Genomic DNA, 25111 nt, shown 5'->3' on the forward strand with positions numbered 1-25111 from the left:
ATGAGAAGATTACCAAACACTAGGGGGTAAACTACAAATCGCCTGGTCAGAAGCCGCTTTTCGACCCTTTTCACACTCGTGGAGCGGGTACGACGCCACGGCCGCACCCGCTCCCCCAGCTACTGCGCGGCAGGAGCCCAACCACGGGCCGCACGCAGGCGATCGAGTGAGGCCTCGCGCCCGAGCAACTCCATCGACTCGTACAGCGGCGGGCTGATGTGCGAGCCCGTCACCGCCACCCGCACCGGCGCGAACGCCTTACGCGGCTTGAGCCCCAGATCGTCGATCAGCGCCTTTTTCAGCGCCTCCTCCAGTGCCGGGGTGGTCCACTCGCTCAGCGGCTCCACAGCGGCGATCGCGGCGTCGAGCACCGGGTCGGCTTCGGCGCCGAGGTTCTTGGTGCCCGCGGCCTGGTCGATCGCGAACTCCGCGGGGGCGACGAACAGGAACTTCAGCAGATCCCACGCGTCACCGAGCACCACGATGCGGGTCTGCACGAGTTCGGCGGCGACCAGGAAGGTCTTCTCGTCGATTTCGGCCCCGATATGGCCTTTCGCGGTGAGGAACTCACGCAGCCGATGGCCGAAATCGCCCGGCTCGAGAAGGCGGATCTGCTCGGCATTGATGGCGTCGGCCTTCTTCTGATCGAAGCGGGCCGGATTCGAATTCACCGTCGAGATATCGAATGCCGCGACCATTTCCGGCATGGAGAACACATCGCGGTCCTCGCCGATACTCCAGCCGAGCAGGGCGAGGTAATTCAGCAAACCTTCGGGGATGAATCCGCGGTCGCGATGCAGAAACAGATTCGATTCCGGGTCGCGCTTGGACAATTTCTTGTTGCCCTGGCCCATGACGAACGGCAGATGACCGAACTCGGGCGTGAACTCGGCAACCCCGATACGCTGCAGCGCGGCATACAGCGCGAGCTGACGCGGAGTCGAGGAGAGCAGATCCTCACCGCGCAACACATGGGTGATCCGCATCATCGCGTCGTCGACCGGATTCACCAATGTGTAGAGCGGGTCGCCATTGCCACGGGTGAGTGCGAAATCGGGGATGGTGCCGGCTTTGAAGGTGGTTTCCCCGCGGACGAGATCGTTCCAGCCGAGATCTTCGTCGGGCATCCGCAAACGGACCACAGCCGGTCGGCCCTCGGCTTTGTACGCCGCGATCTGCTCGGCACCGAGGTCGCGATCGAAATTGTCGTAACCGAGTTTCGGATCACGGCCGACGGCACGATGACGGGCCTCGACTTCCTCCGGCGTCGAGAACGCCTCATAGGCCTCGCCTGCCTCGAGCAGCCTGCGCACCACGTCCAGATGCTGATCGCGGCGCAGCGACTGGCGGTAGGGCTCATACGGCCCACCGACCTCGGGGCCCTCGTCCCAGATCAGTCCCAGCCAGCGCAGCGCGTCGAGCAGCGCCCGGTAGGAATCCTCGGAATCGCGTGCGGCGTCGGTGTCTTCGATGCGGAACACGAATTTGCCGCCGTGGTGGCGCGCGAACGCCCAGTTGAACAGCGCCGTGCGCACCAGGCCGACGTGCGGCGTGCCGGTCGGTGACGGGCAGAAACGGACCCGTACTTCAGTCATGACTCTCTTCTTTCGCTGTATCAGCGCTTGGTGGCAACAGGATTGGTGAGGGTGCCGATACCCTCGACGGTGACCGACACGTTCTGCCCGGCCTGCAGCGGACCGACGCCTTCCGGTGTGCCGGTGAGGATCACGTCGCCGGGCAGCAGGGTCATCACCGAGCTGATCCATTCGATGATCTTCGGAATGTCGTGCAGGAACAGCGAAGTGCGGCTGCGCTGGCGGACCTCGCCGTCGACCTCGGTGGTGATCTCCAGATCGCTTGGGTCGAGCGCGGTTTCGATCCACGGGCCAAGCGGGCAGAACGTGTCATAGCCCTTGGCCCGCGTCCACTGACCGTCATGACGCTGCTGATCACGGGCGGTCACGTCGTTGGCGACGGTGTAGCCAAGGATCACCTCGGCGGCCTTGGCCGCGGACACGTCCTTGCACGGCCGCCCGATCACCACGGCCAGCTCACCCTCGTAATCGACCTGAGAAGAGCTGGGCGGCAGGATGATCGACGCGTTCGGGCCGACGATCGAGGTGTTCGGCTTGATGAAGATCACCGGGTCCACCGGTGCCTCACCACCCATTTCGGCCGCGTGGGCGGCGTAGTTCTTGCCGATGCAGATCACTTTGCTCGCCAGGATCGGCGCCAGCAGGCGGATATCGGCCAGCGGCCAGCTCCGTCCGGTGAACGTCGGCGTGCCGAACGGATGCTCGGCGATCTCTTTGGCGACGGCATCGCTGCCGTCACCTTCGATGCTGACGAAAGCGACTCCATCGGGACTGGCAACTCGACCTAAGCGCATGCTCCGGAGTCTATCGAGACGTGACTACCTGCCCGAACGCGCCCGTGATGCGACAACGGTCGCTCGATAGCCGATTCAGCCCAGCGTGGCCGAGATCACACCGAGGTAATTCGAAGCCACTGCCCGCGTGCGGGATTCGCGCGTGCGCCGATGTGACCCGTCAGACACCTCACCGGTGGGCAACATCGGCGGGTCATCGGTGTAGCGTGATCATCGATGTTCAGAAAATGAGACACCGATCTCAGATAGTGAGATGCAATCGTGCAATCCGGCGAGGTGAGAATCGTGACAGACGCGCGGCCGATGGCCGAAGTGACGCAGATCCGTGACGGCAGGCGCTGGTTGATGCTCGCCCTCGGCGTTTTCGCGCAGACCTCGAGTTCGATCTTCATCCACGGCACTCCGTTCCTGCTGCCCGCACTCACCGCTCGTGGCGATTCGCTCGCGTCCGCCGGCGCGCTGGTGGCATTACCGACCGTAGGTCTGGTCTGCACCCTGATCGCCTGGGGGTACATCGTCGACCGGATCGGCGAGCGCATCGTGCTGGTGGCGGGCACCCTGCTGATGTTCGTGGCCGGTGTCGCCGCAGCGGTGGTGGACAACCCGATCGCGTTCGGCGCGCTGCTGTTCGTCGGCGGTATCGGTGCTGCCAGCTCCAACGGCGCCAGCGGCCGGTTGATCGTCGGCTGGTTCCCGCCGGATCGGCGCGGCGTGGCCATGGGCATCCGGCAGGCCGCGCAACCGCTCGGTGTCGGCATCGGCGCGATGACCATTCCGTGGGTCGCCCAGCACCACGGCATTCCCGCCGCCCTGCTCGTCCCGGCGCTCATGGCCGGCGTTGCCGCGATCGGCTGCCTGGTCGGCATCATCGACCCGCCGCGCCCGCCCGCCAAGGCCGCCGACCGAGCGAACCCCTACCGTGGCGACTCCACCCTGTGGCGCATCCACGGTGTCTCGATCCTGCTCGTCATCCCCCAGGGCACCCTGTGGACCTTCGGTCTGCTGTGGCTGCACCGCGACCTCGGCTGGTCACTGGCCGCGGCAGGCGCGCTCATGACCGTCACCCAATTCCTCGGTGCCGCAGGCAGAATCGGCGCAGGCGCCTGGTCGGACCGCGTCGGCTCCCGCCTCGGCCCGCTGCGCCAGGTAGCCGTCGCCGCCGCCGTCACCATGGCGGCACTGGCCGTCACCGCGTGGACCGACTGGTGGTGGGCGGCCATCCCGCTGATGGTCGCCGCGTCGGTGATCTCGGTGTCCGACAACGGTTTGGCCTTCACCGCCGTGGCGGAGATCGCGGGTCCCTTCTGGAGCGGCCGCGGCCTCGGCATCCAGAACACCGGCCAGAACCTCGCGATAGCTGCCGTCCCACCACTTTTCGGCGCCGTCATCGCCGTCACCGGCTTCCCCGCCGTCTACGCCTTGGCCGCGATAGCCGCCGTGGCTGCCGTGCCCCTTGTCCCCAGAGTCCCGAAAGTAGCCACACCGCTGGTCAGTTCATCGTCGAACCGCGAATAGCGTTCCAGCACAGTCGAATACCTCTGCGATCCACCAACGGCAAAGGCTCGCTCCGACATTCAGCCGGAGCGAGCCTTTGTCTGTGAAGCGGTCAGAATTCGATCAGCTGCTCGGGATCGAATGATAATCGAACATCGCTGTCCCCCTGCAACACTGTGTCGAACACCGAGCCGGATCCGACCGCCGGATCGGCACGATAGGTGCCCGTGCCCGCATCGAGTAGCAGTCGGATGACTCGAACGCCGGGCCGATGCTCCACGATCCAATATTCGGGAATCCCCAACGCCGCATACTCGCCGACCTTGCGCACCCGATCGGTCCGTTCACTTCCGCTGCCCGGCGAGACCACCTCGACAACGAGCAAGACGTCGAGTCCCGGAAAAATTTTCGGCACCTCGTCCACGATCACCGATCGTGCGACATCCCGAGGAACGACGAGTACGTCAGGCTTTCGCACACCCGAAGGGGTGCTGATCTCCCACTCACCGCCGTCGAGAACCATCAGTGAGTCGTTGGGCAGTGCGCCTCGTACCATTTCAGCCAGTCGGTGCGCGATCCAGTTGTGCCGAGCCCCCGCAGCCACCTCGACCAACCACCCGTCCTCGAGTTCGAACCCTTTGCCGTCCTCCGACAGGTCGTGCAGATCGAGCACAGTGTAGGGGCCGAAGCCGCTGTCACCGACAGCGCGGTCCACCGTCATCTCGCCTCCCGATCTGGGGCCTTCCACCCTCCATCTGCCTGTCCGCCCACCTGGACACGCCACGATGTGATCAGTCTAGTCACCACGGTCTGCGATACACACCACCGTCTGAGCCGCGTACGCATTCAACGATCCAACGCACACATGTTCCACCGAAACAGTCGGCCCGAACCGGGAAGGCCCGCACCATCCACACCGGTGCAGGCCCTCCCGTCGAATTTGTCCTAGACGATGGCCGCGATGCGGTCGCCGACCTCCACGGTGGAGGCGGTACCGGTGCGCGAGGCCAGGTCCTTGGCGACGGCGGATTCGATGCGGGTCGCGCCCTCGGTGTTGCCGAGGTGGTTGAGCAGCAACGACACCGACAGGATCGCGGCGGTCGGGTCGGCCTTGGACTGACCCGCGATATCGGGGGCACTGCCGTGGACCGGCTCGAACATCGACGGGTTCACACCCGAGGCGTCGATATTGCCCGAGGCGGCCAGGCCGATGCCACCGCTGACGGCGGCGGCGAGGTCGGTGATGATGTCGCCGAACAGGTTGTCGGTGACGATCACGTCGAAGCGGCCCGGGTCGGTCACCATGTGGATGGTGGCGGCGTCGATGTGCTGGTAAGCCGTTGTCACATCGGGGAATTCGGTAGCGACCTCGTCGACGGTGCGCTGCCACAGCGAGCCGGCGAAGGTGAGCACATTGTTCTTGTGCACCAGGGTGAGGTGCTTGCGGCGGGCCTGCGCGGTGGCGAAGGCGTAGCGCACCACCCGCTCGATGCCGAAGCGGGTGTTGTTGGAGACCTCGGTCGCCACCTCGTGCGGCGTGCCGACACGGATCGCGCCACCGGTGCCGGTGTAGGGGCCTTCGGTGCCCTCACGCACGACCACGAAGTCGATATCCGGGTTGCCGGACAGGGGGCTGGTGACGCCGGCGTGCAGCTTCGACGGACGCAGGTTCACGTGGTGGTCCAGCGCGAAACGCGTCTTCAGCAGCAGCCCGCGCTCGAGCACACCGCTCGGCACCGACGGATCCCCGATCGCGCCGAGCAGGATCGCCTCGTGCTGCTTGAGCTCGGGCAGCACCGACTCCGGCAGGATCTCCCCCGTCCGGTGGTAGCGCGCGGCGCCCAGGTCGTACTCGGTCTTCTCCACACCGGGCACCACCACGTCGAGCACCTTGAGCGCCTCGGCGATGACCTCGGGACCGATGCCGTCACCGGCGATAACTGCGAGTTTCATGAACTGCTCCGTTCGAAGTCGGGGCGGACCGTGCCGCGCCGGGATACAGGTGCGCGCCGCCACCGTGAGGTGACGGCGCGCAGCTGCCGATGTCCCGGCTGTGCCGGGACGAACAACTCAGACCAGGTCGACGAGTACGACCTTGGATGCGCCGACGGCTTCGCCGATCGCGGTCTGCACCTCGGCCGGAACCTCGGCGTTGACGCGCAGCACCACGGTGGCACCTTCGGCATCCACGTCCTGGCTCAGCTGCGCGGCCAGGATGTCGATCTCGGCTTCGCCGAGCAGGGTGCCGATCTTGCCAAGCGCACCCGGCTTGTCGCTGTAGTTCAGCACGGCCAGGTTCAGGCCCTCGGCGCGCATGTCGTAGTTGCGGCCGTTGATGTTGACGATCTTCTCGACCAGGTTCGGCTCGGTCAGGGTGCCCGCCACGTTCAGGGTCGAACCGTCGCCGAACACCGCGCGCAGGTCGACGACGCTGCGGTGGGTGGGGCTCTCGGTGGCGGTGGTGACGGTGGCGGTGATGCCACGATCCTTGGCCAGCGCGGGCGCGTTGACGAAGGTGACCTGGTCCTCGACCAGCGCCGAGAACACACCGCGCAGCGCCGACAGCTCCAGCACGGCCACGTCCTGCGCGGACAGCTCGCCACGAACCTGCACCTCGACGCTGACGGGCAGCTCGCTGGCGATGGCACCAAGCAGCGCGCCCTGCTTGCGGACGACGTCGAGCCAGGGGGCGACCTCGTCGGTCACGGAACCACCGGTGACGTTCACCGCGCCGGGCACGAACTCACCGGCCAACGCCAGCAGCACCGACTTGGCGACATCGGTGCCCGCGCGGTCCTGTGCCTCCGAGGTGGAAGCACCGAGGTGCGGGGTCACCACGACCTGCGGCAGGTCGAACAGCGGCGAGTCGGTGCACGGCTCGGTCTCGAACACGTCGAGGCCCGCGGCACGCACGTGGCCGGACTTGATGGCGTCGGCGAGCGCCTGCTCGTCGATCAGGCCGCCACGGGCGGCGTTGACGATGATGACGCCCGGCTTGGTCTTCGCCAGCGTCTCGGCGTTGAGCATGCCCTTGGTCTCTGGCGTCTTCGGCAGGTGGATGGAGATGAAGTCGGCGCGCTCGAGCACCTCGTCCAGGCTCAGCAGCTCGATGCCGAGCTGGGCGGCGCGAGCGGGCGAGGTATAGGGGTCGTAGGCGACGATCTTGGTCTCGAAGGCGGCCATCCGCTGCGCGAACAGCTGGCCGATGCGGCCGAGGCCGATCACGCCGACGGTCTTGCCGAGGATCTCGACGCCGTTGAACTTGCTGCGCTGCCAGGTCTTCTCACGCAGGGTCGCGTCGGCGGCCGGGATCTGCCGCGCGGCCGAGAGCAGCAGCGTGACGGCGTGCTCGGCGGCGGTGTGGATGTTGGAGGTCGGCGCGTTCACGACCATCACGCCACGCTCGGTGGCGGCGGGCACATCGACATTGTCGAGGCCGACACCGGCACGGGCCACGATCTGCAGCTTCTTGCCCGCGTCGAGCACCTCGGCGTCGACGGTGGTGGCGGAGCGCACGAGAATCGCGTCGGCCTCGGGGACCGCGGCGAGCAGCGCCGGGCGGTCGGGTCCGTCGACCCAGCGAACCTCGACACCGTCACCGAGTGCGTCGACGGTCGACTGGGCGAGCTTGTCGGCGATCAGAACTACAGGACGGCCTGCTTGGCTCACTGTGGGGTACTCCTGGGGAAGAATGGGTCGGCATTACCGCGGCCCAGAATAGTCGCCCGGACTTCGGCTGCCCTTACCCCCCTGCCCGAAAACCGGGTGAACCCTGGGCGCCGTGCGCTTTACCATCACCGCATGTCATTGCGCACCGTCCCCGATTCGATGGACCCGGCCGTGGTGGCCGCCGTCGACGCCGAGCTCGATCGGGTGGCGGCCGAGCACACCGTGTCCATCCGGCTGGCCATCGAAAGTGGTAGCCGTGCTTGGGGTTTCCCTTCGCCGGACTCCGACTACGACTGCCGTTTCGTCTACGTGGCCGGCCTGGAGACCTATCTGTCCCCGTGGCGCACCCGCGATGTGATCGAAACGCCGCTGATCGGCCTGCTCGACGTGAACGGCTGGGATCTGGCGAAGGCGCTGCGCCTGCTGGTGGCGGGCAACGCGGTGCTCGTCGAATGGTTGATGTCGCCGATCGTCTACCGCGGCGACGAGGCGTTTCGCACCAGATTGCGCGAGGTGGCGACGGAAGTGGCCGATCGCGATCGCATCGCGCGGCACTATCTGCACCTCGGCATGCGGCAGTGGGCGCTGTACGCGCAGAACGGCGGATTGAAGAAGGTGTTCTATTCGCTGCGTCCGGCGATGGCGTTGCGCTGGCTGCGTGAGCATCCCGGCGCCGCGGTGGCGCCGATGCACCTGCCGACCCTGCTCGTCGAGTGCGATCTACCCGCCGACCTCGTCGCGGCCGTCGCCGAACTGACCGAACTCAAGTCGCGAACCAGAGAGATGGGCTCGGCGGCCCCGCCCGCGCTGATCGCGGCGTTCATCGCCGACGAATTCGACCGGGCGACAACAGAGTTCGACTCGCGCGGCCCGCGTGACCTGACCTCGGCCAAAGCGATCACCGACGAGTTCTTCCGGGCCGAAGCCCTGAGATGACTACCCCCGGATAGCAGAAACTCCGCACCAGCAGGTGCGGAGCTTCACATTCGTACGCCGTTCAGCGCAGAATCAGATGGCGCGAACGTCCTGAGCCTGGGGGCCCTTCTGACCCTGACCGACCTCGAACTCCACGCGCTGGCCCTCTTCGAGGGACTTGAAGCCGGAGCCGCCGATCGCGGAGTAATGCACGAAGACGTCCGGGCCGCCTCCGTCTTGAGCGATGAAGCCGAAGCCCTTTTCGCCGTTGAACCACTTAACAACACCCTGTGCCATTTCAAAAACCTTCTGTAGATGAGCTAGGTCCTAATAGTCCGGCCCTGGTCTCGATGTCCACCATGCCACGATCCGGCGAATTCGGCCACTCTGCGCGGTGCAAAGTGTGCGAACTGTGAGGAAGGCAACCCCCGGATCATGCCGGCCGACGCCGACACGGACGTGACGCAGCCCGCTTTCGGGTGGATGCTCGGTGTATGCCGAGGTAGTTGCTCCGCGGATGCCGGATCAGTGGGGAACATGCACCGAACCGACTGGCAGGCTTCACCATCGAGAACCCTACGCAATTGTGACGGGTCACCGTCAGCGACCCTAGACATTTTCGAGAAACCCAGTACGGCAAATTCTCTACCAGCGTATTTTCCGAGTTCGTGAGGGATCGCACGCCTCACCGAGGAATCACGCGAGGAGTAGACGGTGCTGGATATCAACCATTTCACATACGGCTGGGTGACGCCCCTGCTGGCCTATGCCATGTCGGTCATCGGGTCGATGCTGGCACTACGTTGCATGGTTCGCTCGCGCGCCTCGGGCATGCACGGCGGCTGGCTCACCGCGGCCGCGATCGCACTCGGTGGCACCGGTATCTGGGTCATGCATTTCATCGCGATGCTCGGTTTTTCGGTCCGCGGGGTGACCATCCGCTACAACGTGCCCATCACCTTGTTCAGCGCCGCTGTCGCCATGGGTGTGGTGTGGTTCGGATTGTCCATCGTGGTGCGTCGCGGCTGGGACAGCGCCGCCTTACCGGTCGGCGGCACGATCACCGGGCTCGGCGTCGGGGCCATGCACTACGCGGGCATGTACGCCATGAAAACCGACGCCGAGATCATTTACGAACCCGTCGTGGTCGCCGCGTCACTGGCCATCGCGGTGGTCGCCTCGATCGCGGCACTGTGGTTCGCCCTGCACGTCCACGGCTTCCTCGCCACCATCGGCGCCGCCCTGCTGATGGGCGTGGCCGTCACCGGCATGCACTACACCGGCATGTTCTCGATGAGCGCCCACACCAGCGCGCACGTCGCCCACGCCACCGGCGCCACCGCCGCCCAGTTGCTCACGCCACTGATCATCGGCATCAGCATGGTGACCATGATTCTGCTGATGCAGGTCGGCATCACCGAAGCCGAGGACCCCAGCCTCACCCGCCCGGTCCACAATCAGAACGCGAGCCGCTTCTGGCCGAGCGGCCAGAACTAACCGGCCTGCACGTCGTGAGCTTCCGGCCCGCGCCGAGTCTCGGTGACGCTGTATTCCACGCGCTGACCGTCGCGCAGCGTCCGGAACCCCTGGCCGACCAGCGCGGTGTACTCGACGAACACGTCGGGCCCGCCGGCGTCGGGGGTGATGAATCCGAACCCCTTACCGCTGTCGAACCAGGTCACGACCCCGCTTGGCATCAACCGACCTTTCCAACTCCTGTGCCTGCCAACCTGTTTCGCTAATCTTCGCATGCGGGTGCCCGCGACACGAAAGATATTCGGGTTCGAGGAGCCGATCGGCCGGTCGCGACCTGGATATGCTCCGGACACGGTCCACCCCGGACCTGATCAGCCGCGAGAACGGGGATCCGGTGCAGCCTTCGACCGTTCGCTGGGCGGGCGAAGCCGTCACGGTCTTCGTGGCCACGTCGGTGGCGGCGCTCGCGATCATGCTGCCGATCAGTTTCACCTCGTTGGCGGCGGCGCTGCACGTCGATCTGCTGGTGCTCAACGTGCCACGCGCGATGACCGGCGCCGCGTTCGTCGCGGTGATCACCGCCGCGGTCACCGTGGCCATCGGTAGCGTGCGCACGGCCCGCTGGACCGCGCTGCTCGCCCTGGTCGGCATCTTGGTCAACCATCTGGCGTTCATCCCGGACAGCACCGACGGACACCTCGACTCCCTGTCACTGCCCACGCTGAACTTCATCGACGCGCTGCTCGCGGGCGTGGTCGTCGGCGCGCTCGCGGTCGCGGTATGGAACGAACCGCTGCTGCGCACCGTCTACCTGTTCGGTGTGCTCGGCGGCACCATCCTCGGTGACCTGACCCAGTCCCCCACCGACCCGAACTCCGACGGTTTCAGCGGCGCGCTCGGCGGCACGCTGCCCCTGTGGTTCATCGCGGCCAGCGTGCTCGCCCTCGCCTACTTCGCACTCACCACCGCCGCCCCGCCCCGCTCCACCACCGAAACCGCCATCCCGCTGGCGCCGGTGTTCGCCGCGGTCGTCGCGTTCACGACGACCATCGTCACCGCGCTCGCCGTGACGTCCAACAAGACCAGCGCGTTCTATCTGGTCATCGCCTCGTTCGTGGCCATCGCGGCCGCGGTCGCCGCCGCGATGATCCTGCCCGGCCGCGACGGCATTCTCGTCGTGCTGATGAGCAGTTTCTCGGTCGCGGGCAGCCTCGTCATCACGCTGCCGCGCTCCGGATGGGTCGATCTGGCCACTCTCGCCGCCACCGCCGCAGGCCTGCTGATCGGCATCCGCACACCGCGTCCGCTGGTCGCCGCGTCCAGCGTGCTCGCCCTGGCCTGCTTCGTCCTCGCCGCCGACGTCTTCTCCCCGCCCGCCACCCTCACCGCCGCCCTCGGCTGTCTCGCCCTCGGCGGTGTCGCCGGATATTGCCTGGGCACAGCTGTTCCGGTGAGCCCCACCGCCGGAACCGTCGGCCTGGCAATCCTGTTCGTGCCATCGATCGGAGTCGCGCTGAGCGACATCGATTTCGGCCACCTCGCCTATTCGTCCTCCTGGTACCGCACCACCGACGTGGATCGCGGCGTCGGCCCCGGCGCGGTCGCGGTCGTCGTCGCCCTCGGCTGCACGATCGCCGTCCTCGCCCTGCTGCGCCATCGCACGGCGCCGCCGGAAATCGTCACCCCCTAGCTGGTCCGAGAACGCGTCCAGCGGCCCCGCAGGCACGTGACACCGCGCCGCTGTCACCCCTCCTGATCGAATTCTCGCTCAGAGAACTGCGAGACAGCGTCTGTGGCAGCTGTTTTCGGGTATACCCACATCATGAGTTTCCCGGTGTCCTTCGGGTTCGCCCAGGTCGGTCTCCTGGCCCTGAGCGCCCTTGCCGTCGTCCTATTGATCATGGCCGCATTGGCGGCCACCCGCCGCCGCGGTCCGAAAGCCGTTCTCGGCCGCGCGATCCCCGGCGCCGCTCTCCTGCTGGTAGCGGTCCTCCTACTCTGGATCGCCACCCTCCTACAGACCTACCTGGGCCTCACCGGCGAAATCAAGGCTGCTCACGTAGTCGCCAAACCCGTTGCCGGCCAGGAACACCAACTCGACCTCGTTCTCACCCAGTTCGACGAAGACGGCACCGCGGGCCAACCCACAACCCACCGCATCGAAGGCGACCTGTGGGCCCTCCAGTCCAACATCGTCGAGCTGGAACCGTGGGTCAACGCACTGGGCTTCCACTCCGGCTACAAGATCACCCGCCTGTTCGGCCAACGCCTCGACGGCAAATCCCCCGCCCAGGACCACACCTTCCTCAACGGCGGCGACCGCGACTTCTTCCAAGACATGAACGAAGACCGCTGGTACACCTCCCCCTTCGTCCGCTCCGCCTACGGCAACGCCGTGATCGCCACCCCCGGCGAATACGACGTCTTCATCTCCCGAGACGCCATCAAGGTCCGCCAGACCGAGGGGTAGCGAGCACGACGATGGCCGACGCCGCGAACCCGCTCAGTCGAAGAGTTCTTCCGCGCGGGTCGCGGTCACAGCCTGCATCAGCCATGCATTGAGCTGATCGAGGTCGACCGTTTCGGCGAGGAGTTCTCGCTGGGCGGCAGAAAGCTCGATTCCCCGACCGGTAAGCACGGTCAACACCGAACGCGCCACTCCCTGAGCAACGCCCTGCTCGACACCCTGAGCACGCAATCGCTGAGCAGATTCCGAACGGAAGAACGACAGATCCGTATCCATTTTGTCCCTCCAGAGCTGGGCAGCGTCGGTGTGCGAAATACCCTGTTCGATCAGTTCGGCGTAAAACTCGGTTTCATCGTCGCACCCCCGCCTGCGGAAAGCCACGATGATCGAGTCCAGTATCTCACTGATCTCCGGCTCACGGGCATGCGTGATCGCCGACAGCGCTGCCAGCGGCAAGTCAGCGAGCACCTCCGCTGGATCAGTGATCGTCGGCACGTTGTGTGGGCCTAGGACCAGCGGCTGCATCATGGGTAAAGATCCCGTGCATCGCCTCATGCGATGAGCTGACCATGCACGAAGGCTATCAATCTTCGAACGTGAGTTCGAATCAGACAATTGGCCCACAGGGTTGTCGATGTCACGTGGACGCTTCAACAACTATGGCCGCGGCAGACATTCGGCTCGGATCCGAGACGCTCACGCATGGATTTGGGTGAATCAACGATGTCTTGCCTCGTCTCGCGCGGATGTAATTGATCCATGACGCGGATCAACCCGCACGAGGAAAGGTCAGGCAGATGTCCGAACGCGATGTGGCCATGATGTACGCAGCACATGACGCGTTCCGGCGCGATCTCCGAGCGCTCGCCGCAGCCCCGGATCGTGAACGCTGGACGCAGTTTCGTACCCAACTCTCCGTCCACCACACCGCCGAGGACGTCGTGCTCTGGCCGAGCCTGCGCCGCCGCGGCGTGAACGCGCAGCTGGTCGAGGCGATGGCCGCCGAGCACGATCAGATCGATCCGCTTCTCGCCCAGGCGAACCGGACTTTCGATACTGCCGGACCGGATGCCGCGCGACCAACGCTCGTGGCACTGTCCGATCTGTTGCACAACCATCTGCACCACGAAGAGCGGGAAACCCTGCCGTTGATCAACGATCGAGAATGGTCGCTGCTCGACCGAGAGATGCGCCGCCGCATCGGAATCCGCGGTATTCGGTCGTATTACTCCTGGCTGCTACGAGACGTGGAGGGTGAACGCCGCCGCAAGGTACTGACCACGATCCCCGGCCCGCTGCGCCTGGTGATCTCGTAGTCTCCGGGTCGCTCCACCGCCGACGCGGGTTTCGGTTCGGGCAGTGTGCGGAACAACAGCCAACTCAGGGCGGGCATCAGGATCAGTGGCGTCAGCGCGGTTCGAAGGGAGGTCGCGTCGGCGACGCTGCCGATCAGGGGCGTGGCCAGGCCACCGATGCTGACGGTGAGCCCGAGGGTGATGCCGCTGGCGGTACCTACGCGCGTGGGCAGGTAGTCCTGACCGAGGGTGACGTGCAGGGAGAACGGGATGTACAGGCCTGCGGAGGTCAGCGCGACGAACAGGTACATCGCCGGGCCGGGCACGAACACGACCCCGGCGATGGCGCCGATGGTGAGTAGATAGGACCAACTGGCAACGGTCACCCGCTCCCAGTGATCGGCCAACTTGCCGCCCAGCACCGAACCCACCGCACCACCGAGGTAGAGCACGAACAGCGCCGCGGTACCCGCTGTCACGTTGCCGCCCATCCGCTGCTGGGCGTACAGCGCGATGAAGGTGCTCAGACCGACGAAGGCGATGGACCGAAAGACCACGGCCAGAGACAGTTTCACGAACGACGCCTTGTCGTCGGTGTCCGCACCGACAGTGTCGCCGGAACCGACGAGGTCCGGTGTGCGCAATGCGCGCAGGACAGGCAGACACAGCACGCTGCCCGCCAGCGCCGGCACCATCAGCAGGGGCGAGAGACGCAGCCCACCGGTCACGACGACGGCGGTGACCATGAGCGGCGCCGCCGCGAAGCCGAGGTTGCCGCCGAGGGCGAACCATCCCATCGCACTATGACTTCCCCGACTGACCAGCCGCGCGACGCGAGCGGACTCCGGGTGATAAGCCGCCACCCCGACCCCGGACAATGCCACGAAAGCCAGTGTCAGAGCGTAGGAGCCGCTCAGTCCGCTCAACGCGATGCCGAGTCCGGCCGAGATCGTACTGACCGGGAGGAGCCACGGCATCGCCCAACGGTCCGTGAGCAGGCCGAACACCGGCTGGGCCACCGAGGACAGCAGCGATGCGGCGAGCACGATGCCCGATACCGCTGCATAGCTGTAGGCATGTTCCGCGACGAAGAACGGTACGAGTGCGGCGACCGACCCCTGGTAGATGTCCACGCAGGCATGGCTGGTCGACAGCATGATGATCGTTCGGTGCTTTCCCACGTCATCATGCTCATCGACGAGCAACGTGTCGTGCTTCCGATAATCTGCCAACTAATGACAGAAATCCGCCACGTGCCGATAGCGCCGACCCGCACCCAGTGGTTGACCCCCGGAGGCGCCATCGACGCGCACCGCCACGACGACCACCAGATCGTCTACGCGGGCAGCGGCGTACTGGCCGTCACGACCAGCGCTGGTACGTGGATCGCGCCGAGCACCCGCGCCATCTGGGTCCCCGCAGGCACCATGCACGCGCACCAGGCGCACGGCAAGCTCGCGCTCCACCTGGTCGGCCTGCCCGCCACCGACAACCCGCTCGGCTTGGACGAGCCCACCGTGCTCACCGTCGGCCCCCTCCTACGGGAGCTGATCCTCGCCTACACGCACAACCCGCACGACGACAGCCCTGAACGTGCACGACTGCGCGCGGTACTGCTCGATCAACTGCGAGCCTCCACCCAGCAGCCTCTACACCTGCCCACACCGTCCACCCCTCAACTGCGAGCAGTGTGCGAGATCCTGCACGCGAACCCCGCCGACGACCGAACCCTGGCCGCACTGGGCAGGCAGATCGGCGCCAGCGACCGAACCCTGTCCCGCCTGTTCAAAGCCGATCTCGGCATGAGCTTCCCGCAATGGCGCACCCAACTGCGCCTGTACTACGCCTTGGTCCTGCTCGCCGAAAACACTCCGGTAACCACGGTGGCGCACCTATGCGGCTGGTCCTCGGCGAGCGCCTTCATCGACGTCTTCCGCCGCACCTTCGGACACACCCCCGGATTGCGCCAACCCCGCCAATAGGCCCTGTTCGGTATGGCTGCCACGAGTGCTTCTTCGGAAGGCATACCCTCACCGAGCGCTGAACTCTTCCGACCGGAGTCGTTTCTGAGCTCGCTCGATCCATCCGGCGAATCCGACGGGCAGATCATCCTCAACCGCTGGTCGTACCGTGATTCGGTCTTGGGTACGTCGTTGCAGGTAGCGTCCGTCGTCGGTGAGATCGACCCACTGCGTCGTGTACCACGGATCAGGGCGGTCCAGAATGTGGCCGACCAGCAGGCGAGCGTGACCACTCCCGTCGATCGGACATCGGGTCAGCGCTTCGTATTCTTCCCGAGGACTGCGCCGCGCAAACGACTGGCGCATCACGCTGGATTCGAGATCGACGACGTCGACAGAAATCGGTGCCTGCCGCCCGGGCTTACACATGGGAACCCGCCCGGCGAGACGCTTCGGCAACTGATCGGATGGAAAGAGCCGGCCATGGATCGGGCCGTCGACCCCGTTGACGATCGCCTGCGCCAACACCACACCATGCGGGCCGTTCTGCGCACCGACAATGCGGTACTCACGCATCACCCCCGGATTGGTAGCTGTTGAGCCACCACGGATTTCGATGCGCAACTGCCCGAATGTCAACGTGTGCAATGCCAACCGGATCAGCTCGCTCTCCTCCTCGTCGAGCGCTGCGAGAACGCGAGTGCGATGAGCCTCGTAGTCGTCGACGAAGCGAAACCGGCTCAGATAGTGCAGCGGACGAGGGAAACGATCGATACCGTCGCCGTACCAGAGCGCTGCGAAATCATCTGGCTCCCAAACCCATTCAGCCATCGGGGGTTTGTTCTCCTGTTCAGTTCGGCGGTCGTGGTGCATCCGGCGATGTGTTCGCCGACGGCGCATCACCACCGATGACCCCACCGGCGATCGTGTTCGGCATCTCGCCCAACAGTTCCTCGGTGTTCTCCGCGGTGATCAAGTAGTCCGGAATCTCATGGGTGTCGTCATCGTCGCCGCCCTTGCCTCGGCCGGCGCCCGGCGCGCCCATCATCCCCGGCATTCCCGAACGACCCGCACTCGACGACGCCGACCCGGCACCTGCCACGCCGGCTGGTGTTCCCATCACCGGTGAACCAGCCACCGCGCGACCTGGAACAGGAGCTGCCACAGCTGAACCCGGCGATCCACCGCCACCACCGGACCCGCCGCCGGGCGAACCGGTCGACGGTGCGGCCGAGGCAGGAGAGGTCGCTGCCGGTGCGACAGCGCTCTCCGGTGTCGCGCTGCTCGGAGCGGTCTCGTCGTCTGAGCCGTCCTCGTCGTCGCCGCTGTCCTCGTCATCATCTGAGGACGTGTCGTCGCCGGCGGACTCGTCGTCACCTTCGGCAGTGGCCTCAGGATCTTCCTCGACCGCCGGATCCTCGGTGGTCGAGGGCTCGGTCGTGCCGGAACCGTCACCGTCGTCCGTGCCGCCGCCGGTTCCGTCACCGCCAGTTCCGTCACCGGCAGTTCCGCCACCACCGGTACCGTCGTCGATCGCCCCGTGCAAGGGGTTCGTCGGGCTGACCGGTGTCGGCAATACCGGAATAGCGCCGTCCGCAGTGGTGAACGGGTTCACATAATGTTGCTTCATCACCAGGCGAGCTGCTTCTTCTTGCTCGTCCGGGTCCTCGTTGTTCCAGATATCCCAGGTACTCGGCGAGGTGAAATCGAAGTTCTGCCCGGTCGGAGGCAGCTGATCCTTCGTAGTGGTGATCGCCTGCGCCGTCTCCCCCACCCGAGTCGCCAAGGCTTCCAGCTCCGGAGTCAGCTCGGTCGCACGCTGGGTGTAATTCTTGATCGCCTCACGAGACCGCTCGGCCGCCTGACCTTCCCACGCCGCGGCACTCGCACGATTCATCCGCGCGGCGAAATCGGTGACACCCTCCCGCCACTTCTGGGCGATCTGGCTGTACTGACCCGCTGCGGCCAACGCATTACCAGTGGGCTCCAACGGTTTGAATGCGCCATTGATCTGCGGGTGTCTGAAGTCACGGGTGTGCTCCTGCTGCTGAATCTGCTTGTCTTCGAAAACCATCTTCGCCCTGCCGTCGCTCGTGGATCAGGTGGCGGGCGCTAGACGCGCTCGGCCGGGGTGTCGCCGCCGCCAGAAGTTCCGGGCGCGGGTGCTGCGGCGAGGAGTTCTTTGTAGTGGGAGGCGAACTCGGCGTCGGTCTCCTGATAGCGCTGGGCGATCAGACGATGCAGTTCCTGCAGGTCATCAACGATCTTGTAATGCTGGTCAAGGATCGCGTGGACGCTGTTGTCCGACCCTTGCCCCTTCTCCCGAAACCGACGGACCATGGTCTGCGCAGAGACCAACTCCGCAACCGCCTCACCGAGCCCCCACACTTCACGTTGGGAGATGTCAGTCGCGGTGGATTGAAGCTCGACGATGAGCGTCTTGAACGTTTCGCATTCCCGCTCTATATAGACGAACTCTTCTGCGTCAACCCGCACGGAATCGCCGAACCGCATTGTCAACCGACCTTCTTGTGCCTCGGTCAGCAGATCCTGCAACGGACGATCACCACTCATAGTCAGATTCCCCCTAATTGAAGTCCAAGCAGTCGTATGCCAGTCATGCACCAGCTGGAATCAACGGAACAACCTTCTCCGCGAGTCCGCGAGCCAATTCGCATGTGTCCAGGTGACCAGTCTTTCGACGCGAATCGGGGTTGTCCAGAGAGAATTCGAGGCCGCCCCCTTGCATCGCAATGGTAAGCGTGCACACAGAGCGAGGGTTCTTGGTGTCGGAACGGCTTGCAGCAACTGCAGCCCGTCCGTCAACGGTGTACTCAGCGCGAACCGTCAGCTTCGTATTTGCACGCACCTGCTCGACTGTCAGATTGGTCGTGGTGATCCCAACACCGTAACCGTCCGGCGACGCCCATCGGCAGCCCCGCCACTTGATCCCACCCGCCCCGTCGTAGTCAGCATTGTTGTTCGAACTGGCCACCCGCAGCCCCTCGGAATCCAACACCGACTTCGGAATGTCCTTGCACGGATCGAACCCAGCAGGCACCTCCGCCGCGAGCCCCTGCCCAGTCGTCGTCCCCTCGACCCCAACAGCCTCCCCATCAGTCGAGGACCCACACCCAGCCACCAGAAACACAACACCAACAGCCATGAACCCAGCCCGACTACACCGCACCCCACCCCTCCTCGACATCAGGTAAGCCCGTTCGGGGAGTCCCCACCCCCTTGAACCTGCCACGCTACCCAATCACACGCCACCGGGCAATCGCCCAAAGATCTGACAGGAGACCGCCTCATGTACGACAACCAGTGTGTCGCGCCGGCGCGTGAGGGTCGACCGCGCACACATGACGATCGCCCAAATCGCTGGCTTGACACGTGGATTTGTCACCATGAGACTACCGAATTGGGTGCCGTATGGACGGTTCCGCGAATGCGCGTGGCCTGTCGCCTTCAGTCGCGGAGATCGGATGTGGCGTCCGCTCAAGAGTGGCAAGCTGGACCAGGTGGATCTGGATGTAGAGCTTGCACTGCGAACTGAAATCTTCGCTGCCCTAGACCAATTGGTCGCAGCGAAGGGCGGTGCGCTCACCCGGAAAGAGCTTTTCGACTTCACGTTCCAGGGCACACGGATCCCGCTCGTGGACGGCCAGCGGGGGATCCGCAATCCCGCGACGTTCAACTCGACGTTGTCGATCATGACCAAGCCGGACAGTCAGTACTCGGATGAGGTTGTGGGCGAGTCGTTGCACTCGTACGCATACAGAGCTGGCCCGATCGACAAGGGCGACAACGTGAAGTTGAGGCACTCGGTGACCACCGGGCTTCCGATGATTTTCCTGCAATGGATCGATGTCGAGGGGATCCGCTACGTCCCGATCTACCCGGTCTACGCGATCAAAGACGATCCGGCGAACCTGCAGATCATCCTCGCGCTCGATGAGAAGCTCCTGGACGTGACAAACCCGCTTCATCTCTCTCCCGTGGAGAAGCGCTATGCCGAGCGGGTCGCACATCAACGGCTCCATCAACCCCAGTTCCGCAGCCAGGTGCTGTTCGCCTATAAGAAGCGTTGCGCTGTATGTCATCTGGGTCGACCTGAGCTGCTCGAAGCGGCGCACATCATTCCCGATGCCCACGCGCACGGTGCAGCCGAGATCCCGAATGGGTTGAGCTTGTGCCGTATTCACCATGCGGCCTACGACGCCAACCTGGTCGGGTTCTCTCCTGATCTCCGTGTGCATGTAGGTCCTGTGCTGATGGATGCCGAGGACGAAGGACCGATCTTGGAGTACGCGTTGAAGGGGATGAACAACGCACAGCTGTTGGTCCCTGAGAAGCCTGAGTACCGCCCTGCGGAGCATCGCCTTGCCGAGCGTTTCGAGGCGTTCCTGTCCGGCAAGCCGGCGGCGACGGTCGCTGGTATCGACGTCGCTTGGACAAAACCGGTTCAGTGGGGCGCCAAGTAGACCGATCAGCAGTCTGATCGAATCTGACGGCGTTCGTCGATCACCGACTGCGCAATCGGCAGGTTGCCGAGCCGTCGGGAGAGGGTGTCCATCGCGAGGGCTTCGGGAAGCGCAGTCGAAAACTTCAAGCCTGAAAGCGCATTCAGACTTACGCGCGGCAGAACCAATGTCCGCCCCGTACGTAGGGCTCCCAGATCCTCGATGTCCAGACCGCTACGGAGCCGAATCGCCTTGTCGTTGATCCGCTGAGCAGGCTCGAAGAGATCCGGAAACGAGGCATGCAAAGTACGGTTCGCCGTTGTACCTGCCCATGTCCACCATCGGGCGCCGTCATCGTCCGACATCGTGACGATCAATCGGTCAGGGGAAACAGCCTGCGAGTACACCGTGCGCTGGGCGAGGAGCACGCGCGCCGCGCGGTCGGTTACCCGAACTCCCGGCACGTCCTCGCCCAGGAGTACCGCTCGCATTCCCCGCGCCAATTCATATGACCAGTCAGACGCGGTTCCCGACCACTTCGCCCTCCCACCGTCACCGACCTCCACAACCCAGCACCGTCTGCGCCGCCAATCTATGTTGTCCACCTGCCACGACCGCCCCGCCAACAGCAACACGATCGCGTCGTCCGTACGTTCGGCGAGCAAATCTGTTCCGACGGTGCCTATTTCGTCGTTGCCTGCGAGGACGATGAACTCAGGTGGTGCGCTGAAAACCGCCGTCAGGTCTGAGAAGTAGCGGTGACCGAAGCGTCGTTCTGCTTCCGGCCCGATGATCAGATAGTCCCCGTCGCGAACCAAGAAGCCCGCTCGGCGGAGATTGTCGAGGATGCCCGCAGCGTCATCGTCGAATATCGGGAGCGAGCCCCACCATCGACTCGCGCTGTCGAACGTCAGCTTGCCCTCTTGGAGGCAGAGGGCAAGGAACTGTTGGGCGACAATGTGTCTCGGGACAGGTGGGGGCACGACTGGCTCGACCCAGCCGCGAGCCCAGCAATGCAGCATGCCGAAGGTTGGCAGGACCTCTTCGCTGTCTATCGCGAGGAATAGACAGTTGCGAGTGGCCCCCGTCCTTCGACCTGTGCGGCCCAGCCGCTGAAGAAATGATGCGACCGTTCGAGGTGGACCGACCTGAATCACTCTGTGCAGATCGCCGATATCGATACCGAGCTCGAGGGTTGAGGTCGCGACGATGACAGTGCCACGGGAGTCAGCGAACGCGGCCTCGGACCGCCGACGTTCGGCTGCCGACAACGACGAATGAGACAGGTAGGTTTCAACACCCGCTTCGAGGAGCGCGGCACCCAACTCCTCGGCCCGTCGCCGACTATCGACGAACACCAGCCGTTTCTCGCCACGATGCAATGCGGCGATAACCCTGGCGGCATTCGGGATCGAACCGACATAGTCGACTTCTACCTCGGGTTGTGCCGCCGACTGCTGAGGTTTCGGCTCTACGACGGCCCGCGGTCGGTCCTTGCTACTCCCCTGGAGCCACTCGACCATCTCCGCCGGGTTTCCGACAGTCGCCGAGAGGCCGATCCGCTGCAGCGGACGCTTCGCGAGGCGCGACAACCGTTCCAACACGGCGAGCAGGTGCCAGCCGCGGTCGTCACCGGCAAACGAATGTACTTCGTCGATAACGACAACCCGCAGATCGGCGAACAGGGCGCGGGTGTCGGTTTTCGTCGAGACGAGAACCGCTTCGAGCGACTCGGGCGTAGTCAACAGGATATCGGGACGGTTTGCGACAATTCGCTGCCGTTCGGGCTGGCTGACATCGCCGTGCCAAACGGCCGACGAACGGCCCAACCAGGCTGCGTACTCTGCGACTCTAGGGCCGAGATTATTCAGCAATGCACGAAGAGGACACACATACAGGACCGAAACTCCCTGCCAGTCTTCACTTGCCATGCGCGAAAGCAGCGGAAAGACAACAGCTTCCGTCTTACCTCCGGCTGTCGGTGCCAGGATCACTAGATCCTGGCCGGAGAGCACGGGCTCGATCGCGGCAGACTGAGACTCTCGTAACCCATCCCACCGCAATGTGTTTGCGATGTGGTGTTGCACATCCGGATGAAGGAGGAGGAACGCCTCGTCGGAGCTATCGACGGTCACAGGTCCAACTGCACGTCATTCGCGCTCACAGCAGCCTTCTCCGCCTCATCCAACTCCGAGTCCGCAATGTGGAGCTTGTAGTCGCTCATCGGATCGAATGCTTCGAACTGGTCAACTTTGTCGAGCACGTCGACCAGCTTGCGCAAGAAGATCCGCGGCGCGGTTCCCACCTGGGCGCCCAAACGGCCCGCCACAGCGATTGCCAACTGTTTGATGAAGGCATCGGTGGCAACCGTGCGAACCCGATCCTGGTTGTCCGCGCCCGACGCGTAGAGCGCACGCACTCGTGTGCCGAGTTCGACCAACTTCTCGAGGTCGAACGCGGTCAAGCGCAGTTGAGGCGCGCGGACATTGTCGAAACGCGGATCCGACGAGAAGTCCGTGTGCAGCCGTTCCGCGAGTGGTTGCAGAAGCCGAATGCCCTGACGCCCCTCGAACAGCGCCGGTGTCCCGGTCACCAGCAGATATAGGCCAGGGTACTCGCCCTTGTGGACCTCATCGATGAATTGGCGGAGGGTGTTGAGCGCCTTCATACGTGTATCAGAACGCATTCGCTGAACCGTCTCGACCTCGTCGAGGACAAGGATCAGGCCGGGGTGGCCAGCGTCCTTGAGGACGGCAAGAAGACCGCGGAAGAAGCTCGGTGCAAGTTCATTGGTCAAATCACCGCGGATGTTGGCCTGCCGCTTGATCGTTGCTGCCACATTCGGTTGACCACCGATCCACGCCACCATCGCATCGGCGCCGACACGATTTTCATCCTCGACCATCTTTCGGTACGCCCGGATTGCCAGGGGAAAGATCGGCGCCTTGTCGCTGACTGCGGCAAGCCGTCGGTCGATCAGAATGTCGACGCCTATGCCCTGTTCGTCGGCTTCCTCTTGGACCGTATACAGCCATGCATCCAGCAGCTTCCGCAGGGCACTCGGCGGAACACTCGCCATGCGCAACGATTCAATCGCCCGCCGGTAGACCGAATCCAGCTTGTACAGCGGAGTGTCGGACTCATTGATCTGGACCTCGGCGACCGCGTAGCCCATCTTCAGGGCGCGGTCACCGATCCAGCGGGAGAAGAAGGTCTTTCCCGACCCGTAGTCACCGCGAACAGCCTTGAACACCGACCCGCCGTGGGCAAGAGTGCCTAGGTCCTGGGTGATCCCGGCGTCGAACTTCTCGAGTCCGACTGCCAGTTGGTCAAGGCCGTTCGCCGGTACCGTGCCGACTCGTAGCGCGTCAAGAATCTCCCGACGCCTCCGGTTCGATACTTGGCTCACCGACTCAACCCGAACTGCTCGACCATCGCACCCTTATCCAGGCGCACCACATCGTTACTCCCGAGGATCAACACCTCGTACCCCTCCACGTCGAGAATCTTTTGCACTTGGGACAGAGCGCCGGTAGCCCGACCCAGCGGGACACCCAGCAGAGCGGCGGCTTGGAGGCGAGTGACCTCGAGGAACCGCGTATTCAAAAGCGCTCCGACCAGTTGACCGATCTTCGCATCAGGCACCGACACACGGCCGGCAAGTCGCCGTTGAAGGGAAAATATCTCGCTGTTCAACAGCTCTGCTACCAGCGGGTGTTCTGGTGACAGAACCTCCACCGGATCGTCGTCCGGAACGACGGTCGAAACGTCGGGCAACACCGCGTCGCCATCTTCTTGATCTCGCGGGATCACATCCCGCCCATCACGCGTGTCAGGCAGCGGCAAGCCCTCGAGCGACCGGTCCGGAGCTCCGAATGCTTCGACGAGGATCGCGATCAGTTCGTGCCCTACACCCGCACTGAGTTGGATCGACTGGCTGCTCTTCCGCTTCGAAGCACGGTTGGTCGATCCGAAAGTACTCAGGTGCAACAACGGTGCACCATCGGTGTCGACGATGATCTTCCACTCGCACTCGACCTGGTCCTCGGCCTTGTGAGGCCTGATCTGTTGCAAGCTCGGCAGGACCTTCGAAATGCGCGCCATCTCGGCTTACACCCCCATCACGTGACTCGGTCGTCAACTGCGAGCTACGTTACCGCCGCCAGATCGCGTGATCCGAACGACGCCACCACAGCTGGTTGTTGCTCGTCGATTGACCGAGCTCTGGATAATCGATACGTGACCGATTGGGTGCCAGTGCGGTACGTCTCCGCCGGGGAGTTGGCTTCGAACCAGACGCCGAAGGGTGGGGACCACTCAGGCCGTGTTGGCTGAGTGGGGTGTGCCCTCGCCTCCACCCAAAGGGTGGAAAAAGGCTGTGTCAGACCAGGATCGGTGGTCTGAGGATTTGACGACGTTTCTTGGATAGCCGACGGCTATGGTACGGTCGGCGCACAAGTCAGGCCCCGGAGGTGCTGTAACACCGCCGAGGCCCTGGGCGAGAATCTGGGTTCAGCAGACTCACCGCCGTAGGCAGGAAGCCTACCGATGATTCTGGCGTCTCCGCCAACCTCCCCCCTTGCCGCTGTGCGCCCGGGCGAGTTGTGCGGGTGATGCGCCTTACTCGCGCAGTCGTCGCCCGTCAGAGGGGCCGCTGCAACCATTCCGATGACACAGAGTCGGCCGGTAAAGGCGGACTCGGACGGCTCCACCGTGGTTGGTGGCATGGATACCAGGGCTTCCCTGGGTGTTCCTGACTCTGTGCAGAATCCCAGTCCCGGCCCTTGCCGAGTAATGCCCGGCGGGCGTGCAACACCAAATGACCGTAGCGGCGACCGACCGGCGGACCTCGCGTCAAGGGTGCATCCGTACCTCGCGGTACCGGGGTGCCCCTGCACTCCCTCCGCTTCCCCCACTCCCAGCGGGTTCGAGGATCTGCTCCTGTCTACGGAATAGCCCTTCAGGAGCGGGAATTACGGCTC

The 25111-nt window shown here is 64.6% G+C and carries 24 protein-coding genes; 8 read left to right on the forward strand and 16 right to left on the reverse strand.

The features are described 5' to 3' along the window. Positions 1 to 119 precede the first annotated feature (119 nt). Both gltX and ACLJPD_RS02020 read right to left on the reverse strand, forming a co-directional pair. Complete coding sequence (gltX, locus tag ACLJPD_RS02015) at positions 120 to 1595, reverse strand: glutamate--tRNA ligase (RefSeq protein ID WP_410869961.1); 1476 nt, start codon at positions 1593 to 1595, stop codon at positions 120 to 122. Between the two features lie 20 nt (positions 1596 to 1615). Next, positions 1616 to 2389, reverse strand: coding sequence for a fumarylacetoacetate hydrolase family protein (locus ACLJPD_RS02020; RefSeq protein WP_410869962.1), 774 nt, complete (start codon positions 2387 to 2389; stop codon positions 1616 to 1618). Between the two features lie 303 nt (positions 2390 to 2692). On the opposite strand from ACLJPD_RS02020, the gene ACLJPD_RS02025 reads away from it, so the two are divergent. Next, entirely contained in the window at positions 2693 to 3904 is a 1212-nt protein-coding gene (locus ACLJPD_RS02025) for an MFS transporter (RefSeq protein WP_410871893.1), read from the forward strand. Between the two features lie 91 nt (positions 3905 to 3995). On the opposite strand, the gene ACLJPD_RS02030 is transcribed toward ACLJPD_RS02025, so the two are convergent. From ACLJPD_RS02030 to serA, 3 genes are all read right to left on the reverse strand, one after another. Further along, entirely contained in the window at positions 3996 to 4604 is a 609-nt protein-coding gene (locus ACLJPD_RS02030) for a Uma2 family endonuclease (protein ID WP_410869963.1), read from the reverse strand. 224 nt (positions 4605 to 4828) lie between these two features. Beyond that, the gene (locus tag ACLJPD_RS02035; RefSeq protein WP_410869964.1) at positions 4829 to 5836 is read right to left on the reverse strand and encodes a 3-isopropylmalate dehydrogenase; all 1008 of its coding nucleotides are present in this window, start codon (positions 5834 to 5836) and stop codon (positions 4829 to 4831) included. Positions 5837 to 5953: 117 nt separating this feature from the next. Then, on the reverse strand, positions 5954 to 7552 hold the full coding sequence (gene serA / locus ACLJPD_RS02040) for a phosphoglycerate dehydrogenase (RefSeq protein WP_410869965.1): 1599 nt from the start codon (positions 7550 to 7552) through the stop codon (positions 5954 to 5956). A gap of 132 nt (positions 7553 to 7684) precedes the next feature. On the opposite strand from serA, the gene ACLJPD_RS02045 reads away from it, so the two are divergent. Next, positions 7685 to 8488 (forward strand): DNA polymerase beta superfamily protein, encoded by an 804-nt coding sequence (locus ACLJPD_RS02045; RefSeq protein WP_410869966.1) that lies wholly within the window; start codon positions 7685 to 7687, stop codon positions 8486 to 8488. A 72-nt stretch (positions 8489 to 8560) separates the two neighbouring features. Here the strand turns inward: ACLJPD_RS02045 and ACLJPD_RS02050 are convergent, their stop codons facing one another. Beyond that, positions 8561 to 8764 carry a cold-shock protein gene (locus ACLJPD_RS02050; RefSeq protein ID WP_056812000.1) on the reverse strand — a complete coding sequence of 68 codons (204 nt, stop codon included), beginning with the start codon at positions 8762 to 8764 and terminating at the stop codon, positions 8561 to 8563. Between the two features lie 417 nt (positions 8765 to 9181). Here ACLJPD_RS02050 and ACLJPD_RS02055 point away from each other — a divergent pair, with 417 nt between their 5' ends. Continuing rightward, the gene (locus tag ACLJPD_RS02055) at positions 9182 to 9964 is read left to right on the forward strand and encodes an MHYT domain-containing protein (protein ID WP_410869968.1); all 783 of its coding nucleotides are present in this window, start codon (positions 9182 to 9184) and stop codon (positions 9962 to 9964) included. Here ACLJPD_RS02055 and ACLJPD_RS02060 read toward each other — a convergent pair. After that, a complete protein-coding gene (locus ACLJPD_RS02060) occupies positions 9961 to 10164 on the reverse strand; it encodes a cold-shock protein (protein ID WP_410869969.1) in 204 nt (67 codons plus the stop codon). The two genes, ACLJPD_RS02055 and ACLJPD_RS02060, sit on opposite strands and share 4 nt — an antisense overlap. Positions 10165 to 10283: 119 nt before the next feature. On the opposite strand from ACLJPD_RS02060, the gene ACLJPD_RS02065 reads away from it, so the two are divergent. Together ACLJPD_RS02065 and ACLJPD_RS02070 are read left to right on the forward strand one after the other, a co-directional pair. Beyond that, entirely contained in the window at positions 10284 to 11633 is a 1350-nt protein-coding gene (locus ACLJPD_RS02065) for a hypothetical protein (protein WP_410869970.1), read from the forward strand. A gap of 132 nt (positions 11634 to 11765) precedes the next feature. Next, positions 11766 to 12413: a hypothetical protein gene (locus tag ACLJPD_RS02070; protein ID WP_410869971.1), complete on the forward strand. Its 648-nt coding sequence runs from the start codon at positions 11766 to 11768 to the stop codon at positions 12411 to 12413. A 33-nt stretch (positions 12414 to 12446) separates the two neighbouring features. On the opposite strand, the gene ACLJPD_RS02075 is transcribed toward ACLJPD_RS02070, so the two are convergent. Beyond that, positions 12447 to 12938: a hypothetical protein gene (locus ACLJPD_RS02075; RefSeq protein WP_410869972.1), complete on the reverse strand. Its 492-nt coding sequence runs from the start codon at positions 12936 to 12938 to the stop codon at positions 12447 to 12449. Positions 12939 to 13207: 269 nt separating this feature from the next. Between ACLJPD_RS02075 and ACLJPD_RS02080 the strand changes: the two genes are divergently transcribed. Then, positions 13208 to 13726: a hemerythrin domain-containing protein gene (locus ACLJPD_RS02080; protein ID WP_410869973.1), complete on the forward strand. Its 519-nt coding sequence runs from the start codon at positions 13208 to 13210 to the stop codon at positions 13724 to 13726. Here ACLJPD_RS02080 and ACLJPD_RS02085 read toward each other — a convergent pair. After that, on the reverse strand, positions 13636 to 14886 hold the full coding sequence (locus ACLJPD_RS02085; RefSeq protein WP_410869974.1) for an MFS transporter: 1251 nt from the start codon (positions 14884 to 14886) through the stop codon (positions 13636 to 13638). The two genes, ACLJPD_RS02080 and ACLJPD_RS02085, sit on opposite strands and share 91 nt — an antisense overlap. 54 nt (positions 14887 to 14940) lie before the next feature. On the opposite strand from ACLJPD_RS02085, the gene ACLJPD_RS02090 reads away from it, so the two are divergent. Next, complete coding sequence (locus tag ACLJPD_RS02090; protein ID WP_410869975.1) at positions 14941 to 15687, forward strand: AraC family transcriptional regulator; 747 nt, start codon at positions 14941 to 14943, stop codon at positions 15685 to 15687. 48 nt (positions 15688 to 15735) lie between these two features. Here the strand turns inward: ACLJPD_RS02090 and ACLJPD_RS02095 are convergent, their stop codons facing one another. The 4 genes from ACLJPD_RS02095 to ACLJPD_RS02110 all read right to left on the reverse strand — a co-directional run bounded on the left by ACLJPD_RS02095 (position 15736) and on the right by ACLJPD_RS02110 (position 18874). Further along, positions 15736 to 16497: an ESX secretion-associated protein EspG gene (locus tag ACLJPD_RS02095; RefSeq protein WP_410869976.1), complete on the reverse strand. Its 762-nt coding sequence runs from the start codon at positions 16495 to 16497 to the stop codon at positions 15736 to 15738. 19 nt (positions 16498 to 16516) lie between these two features. Continuing rightward, the gene (locus tag ACLJPD_RS02100; RefSeq protein WP_410869977.1) at positions 16517 to 17635 is read right to left on the reverse strand and encodes a WXG100 family type VII secretion target; all 1119 of its coding nucleotides are present in this window, start codon (positions 17633 to 17635) and stop codon (positions 16517 to 16519) included. A 143-nt stretch (positions 17636 to 17778) separates the two neighbouring features. After that, a complete protein-coding gene (locus ACLJPD_RS02105; RefSeq protein WP_410869978.1) occupies positions 17779 to 18240 on the reverse strand; it encodes a hypothetical protein in 462 nt (153 codons plus the stop codon). 43 nt (positions 18241 to 18283) lie between these two features. Next, positions 18284 to 18874 (reverse strand): DUF3558 domain-containing protein, encoded by a 591-nt coding sequence (locus ACLJPD_RS02110; RefSeq protein WP_410869979.1) that lies wholly within the window; start codon positions 18872 to 18874, stop codon positions 18284 to 18286. A 277-nt stretch (positions 18875 to 19151) separates the two neighbouring features. Between ACLJPD_RS02110 and ACLJPD_RS02115 the strand changes: the two genes are divergently transcribed. After that, positions 19152 to 20150 (forward strand): HNH endonuclease, encoded by a 999-nt coding sequence (locus ACLJPD_RS02115; RefSeq protein WP_410869981.1) that lies wholly within the window; start codon positions 19152 to 19154, stop codon positions 20148 to 20150. 5 nt (positions 20151 to 20155) lie between these two features. Here the strand turns inward: ACLJPD_RS02115 and ACLJPD_RS02120 are convergent, their stop codons facing one another. Genes ACLJPD_RS02120 through ACLJPD_RS02130 form a run of 3 tightly spaced genes read right to left on the reverse strand, consistent with a single transcriptional unit; the run spans position 20156 to position 24233 of the window. Beyond that, positions 20156 to 22264 (reverse strand): DEAD/DEAH box helicase, encoded by a 2109-nt coding sequence (locus tag ACLJPD_RS02120; RefSeq protein ID WP_410869982.1) that lies wholly within the window; start codon positions 22262 to 22264, stop codon positions 20156 to 20158. Further along, entirely contained in the window at positions 22261 to 23538 is a 1278-nt protein-coding gene (gene brxD, locus ACLJPD_RS02125) for a BREX system ATP-binding protein BrxD (protein ID WP_410869983.1), read from the reverse strand. Before brxD ends, ACLJPD_RS02120 begins: the two co-directional genes overlap by 4 nt. Further along, positions 23535 to 24233: a hypothetical protein gene (locus ACLJPD_RS02130; RefSeq protein WP_410869984.1), complete on the reverse strand. Its 699-nt coding sequence runs from the start codon at positions 24231 to 24233 to the stop codon at positions 23535 to 23537. Before ACLJPD_RS02130 ends, brxD begins: the two co-directional genes overlap by 4 nt. Positions 24234 to 25111: the final 878 nt, after the last annotated feature.

The organism is Nocardia sp. A7, from assembly GCF_046549215.1.
Lineage (GTDB): Bacteria > Actinomycetota > Actinomycetes > Mycobacteriales > Mycobacteriaceae > Nocardia.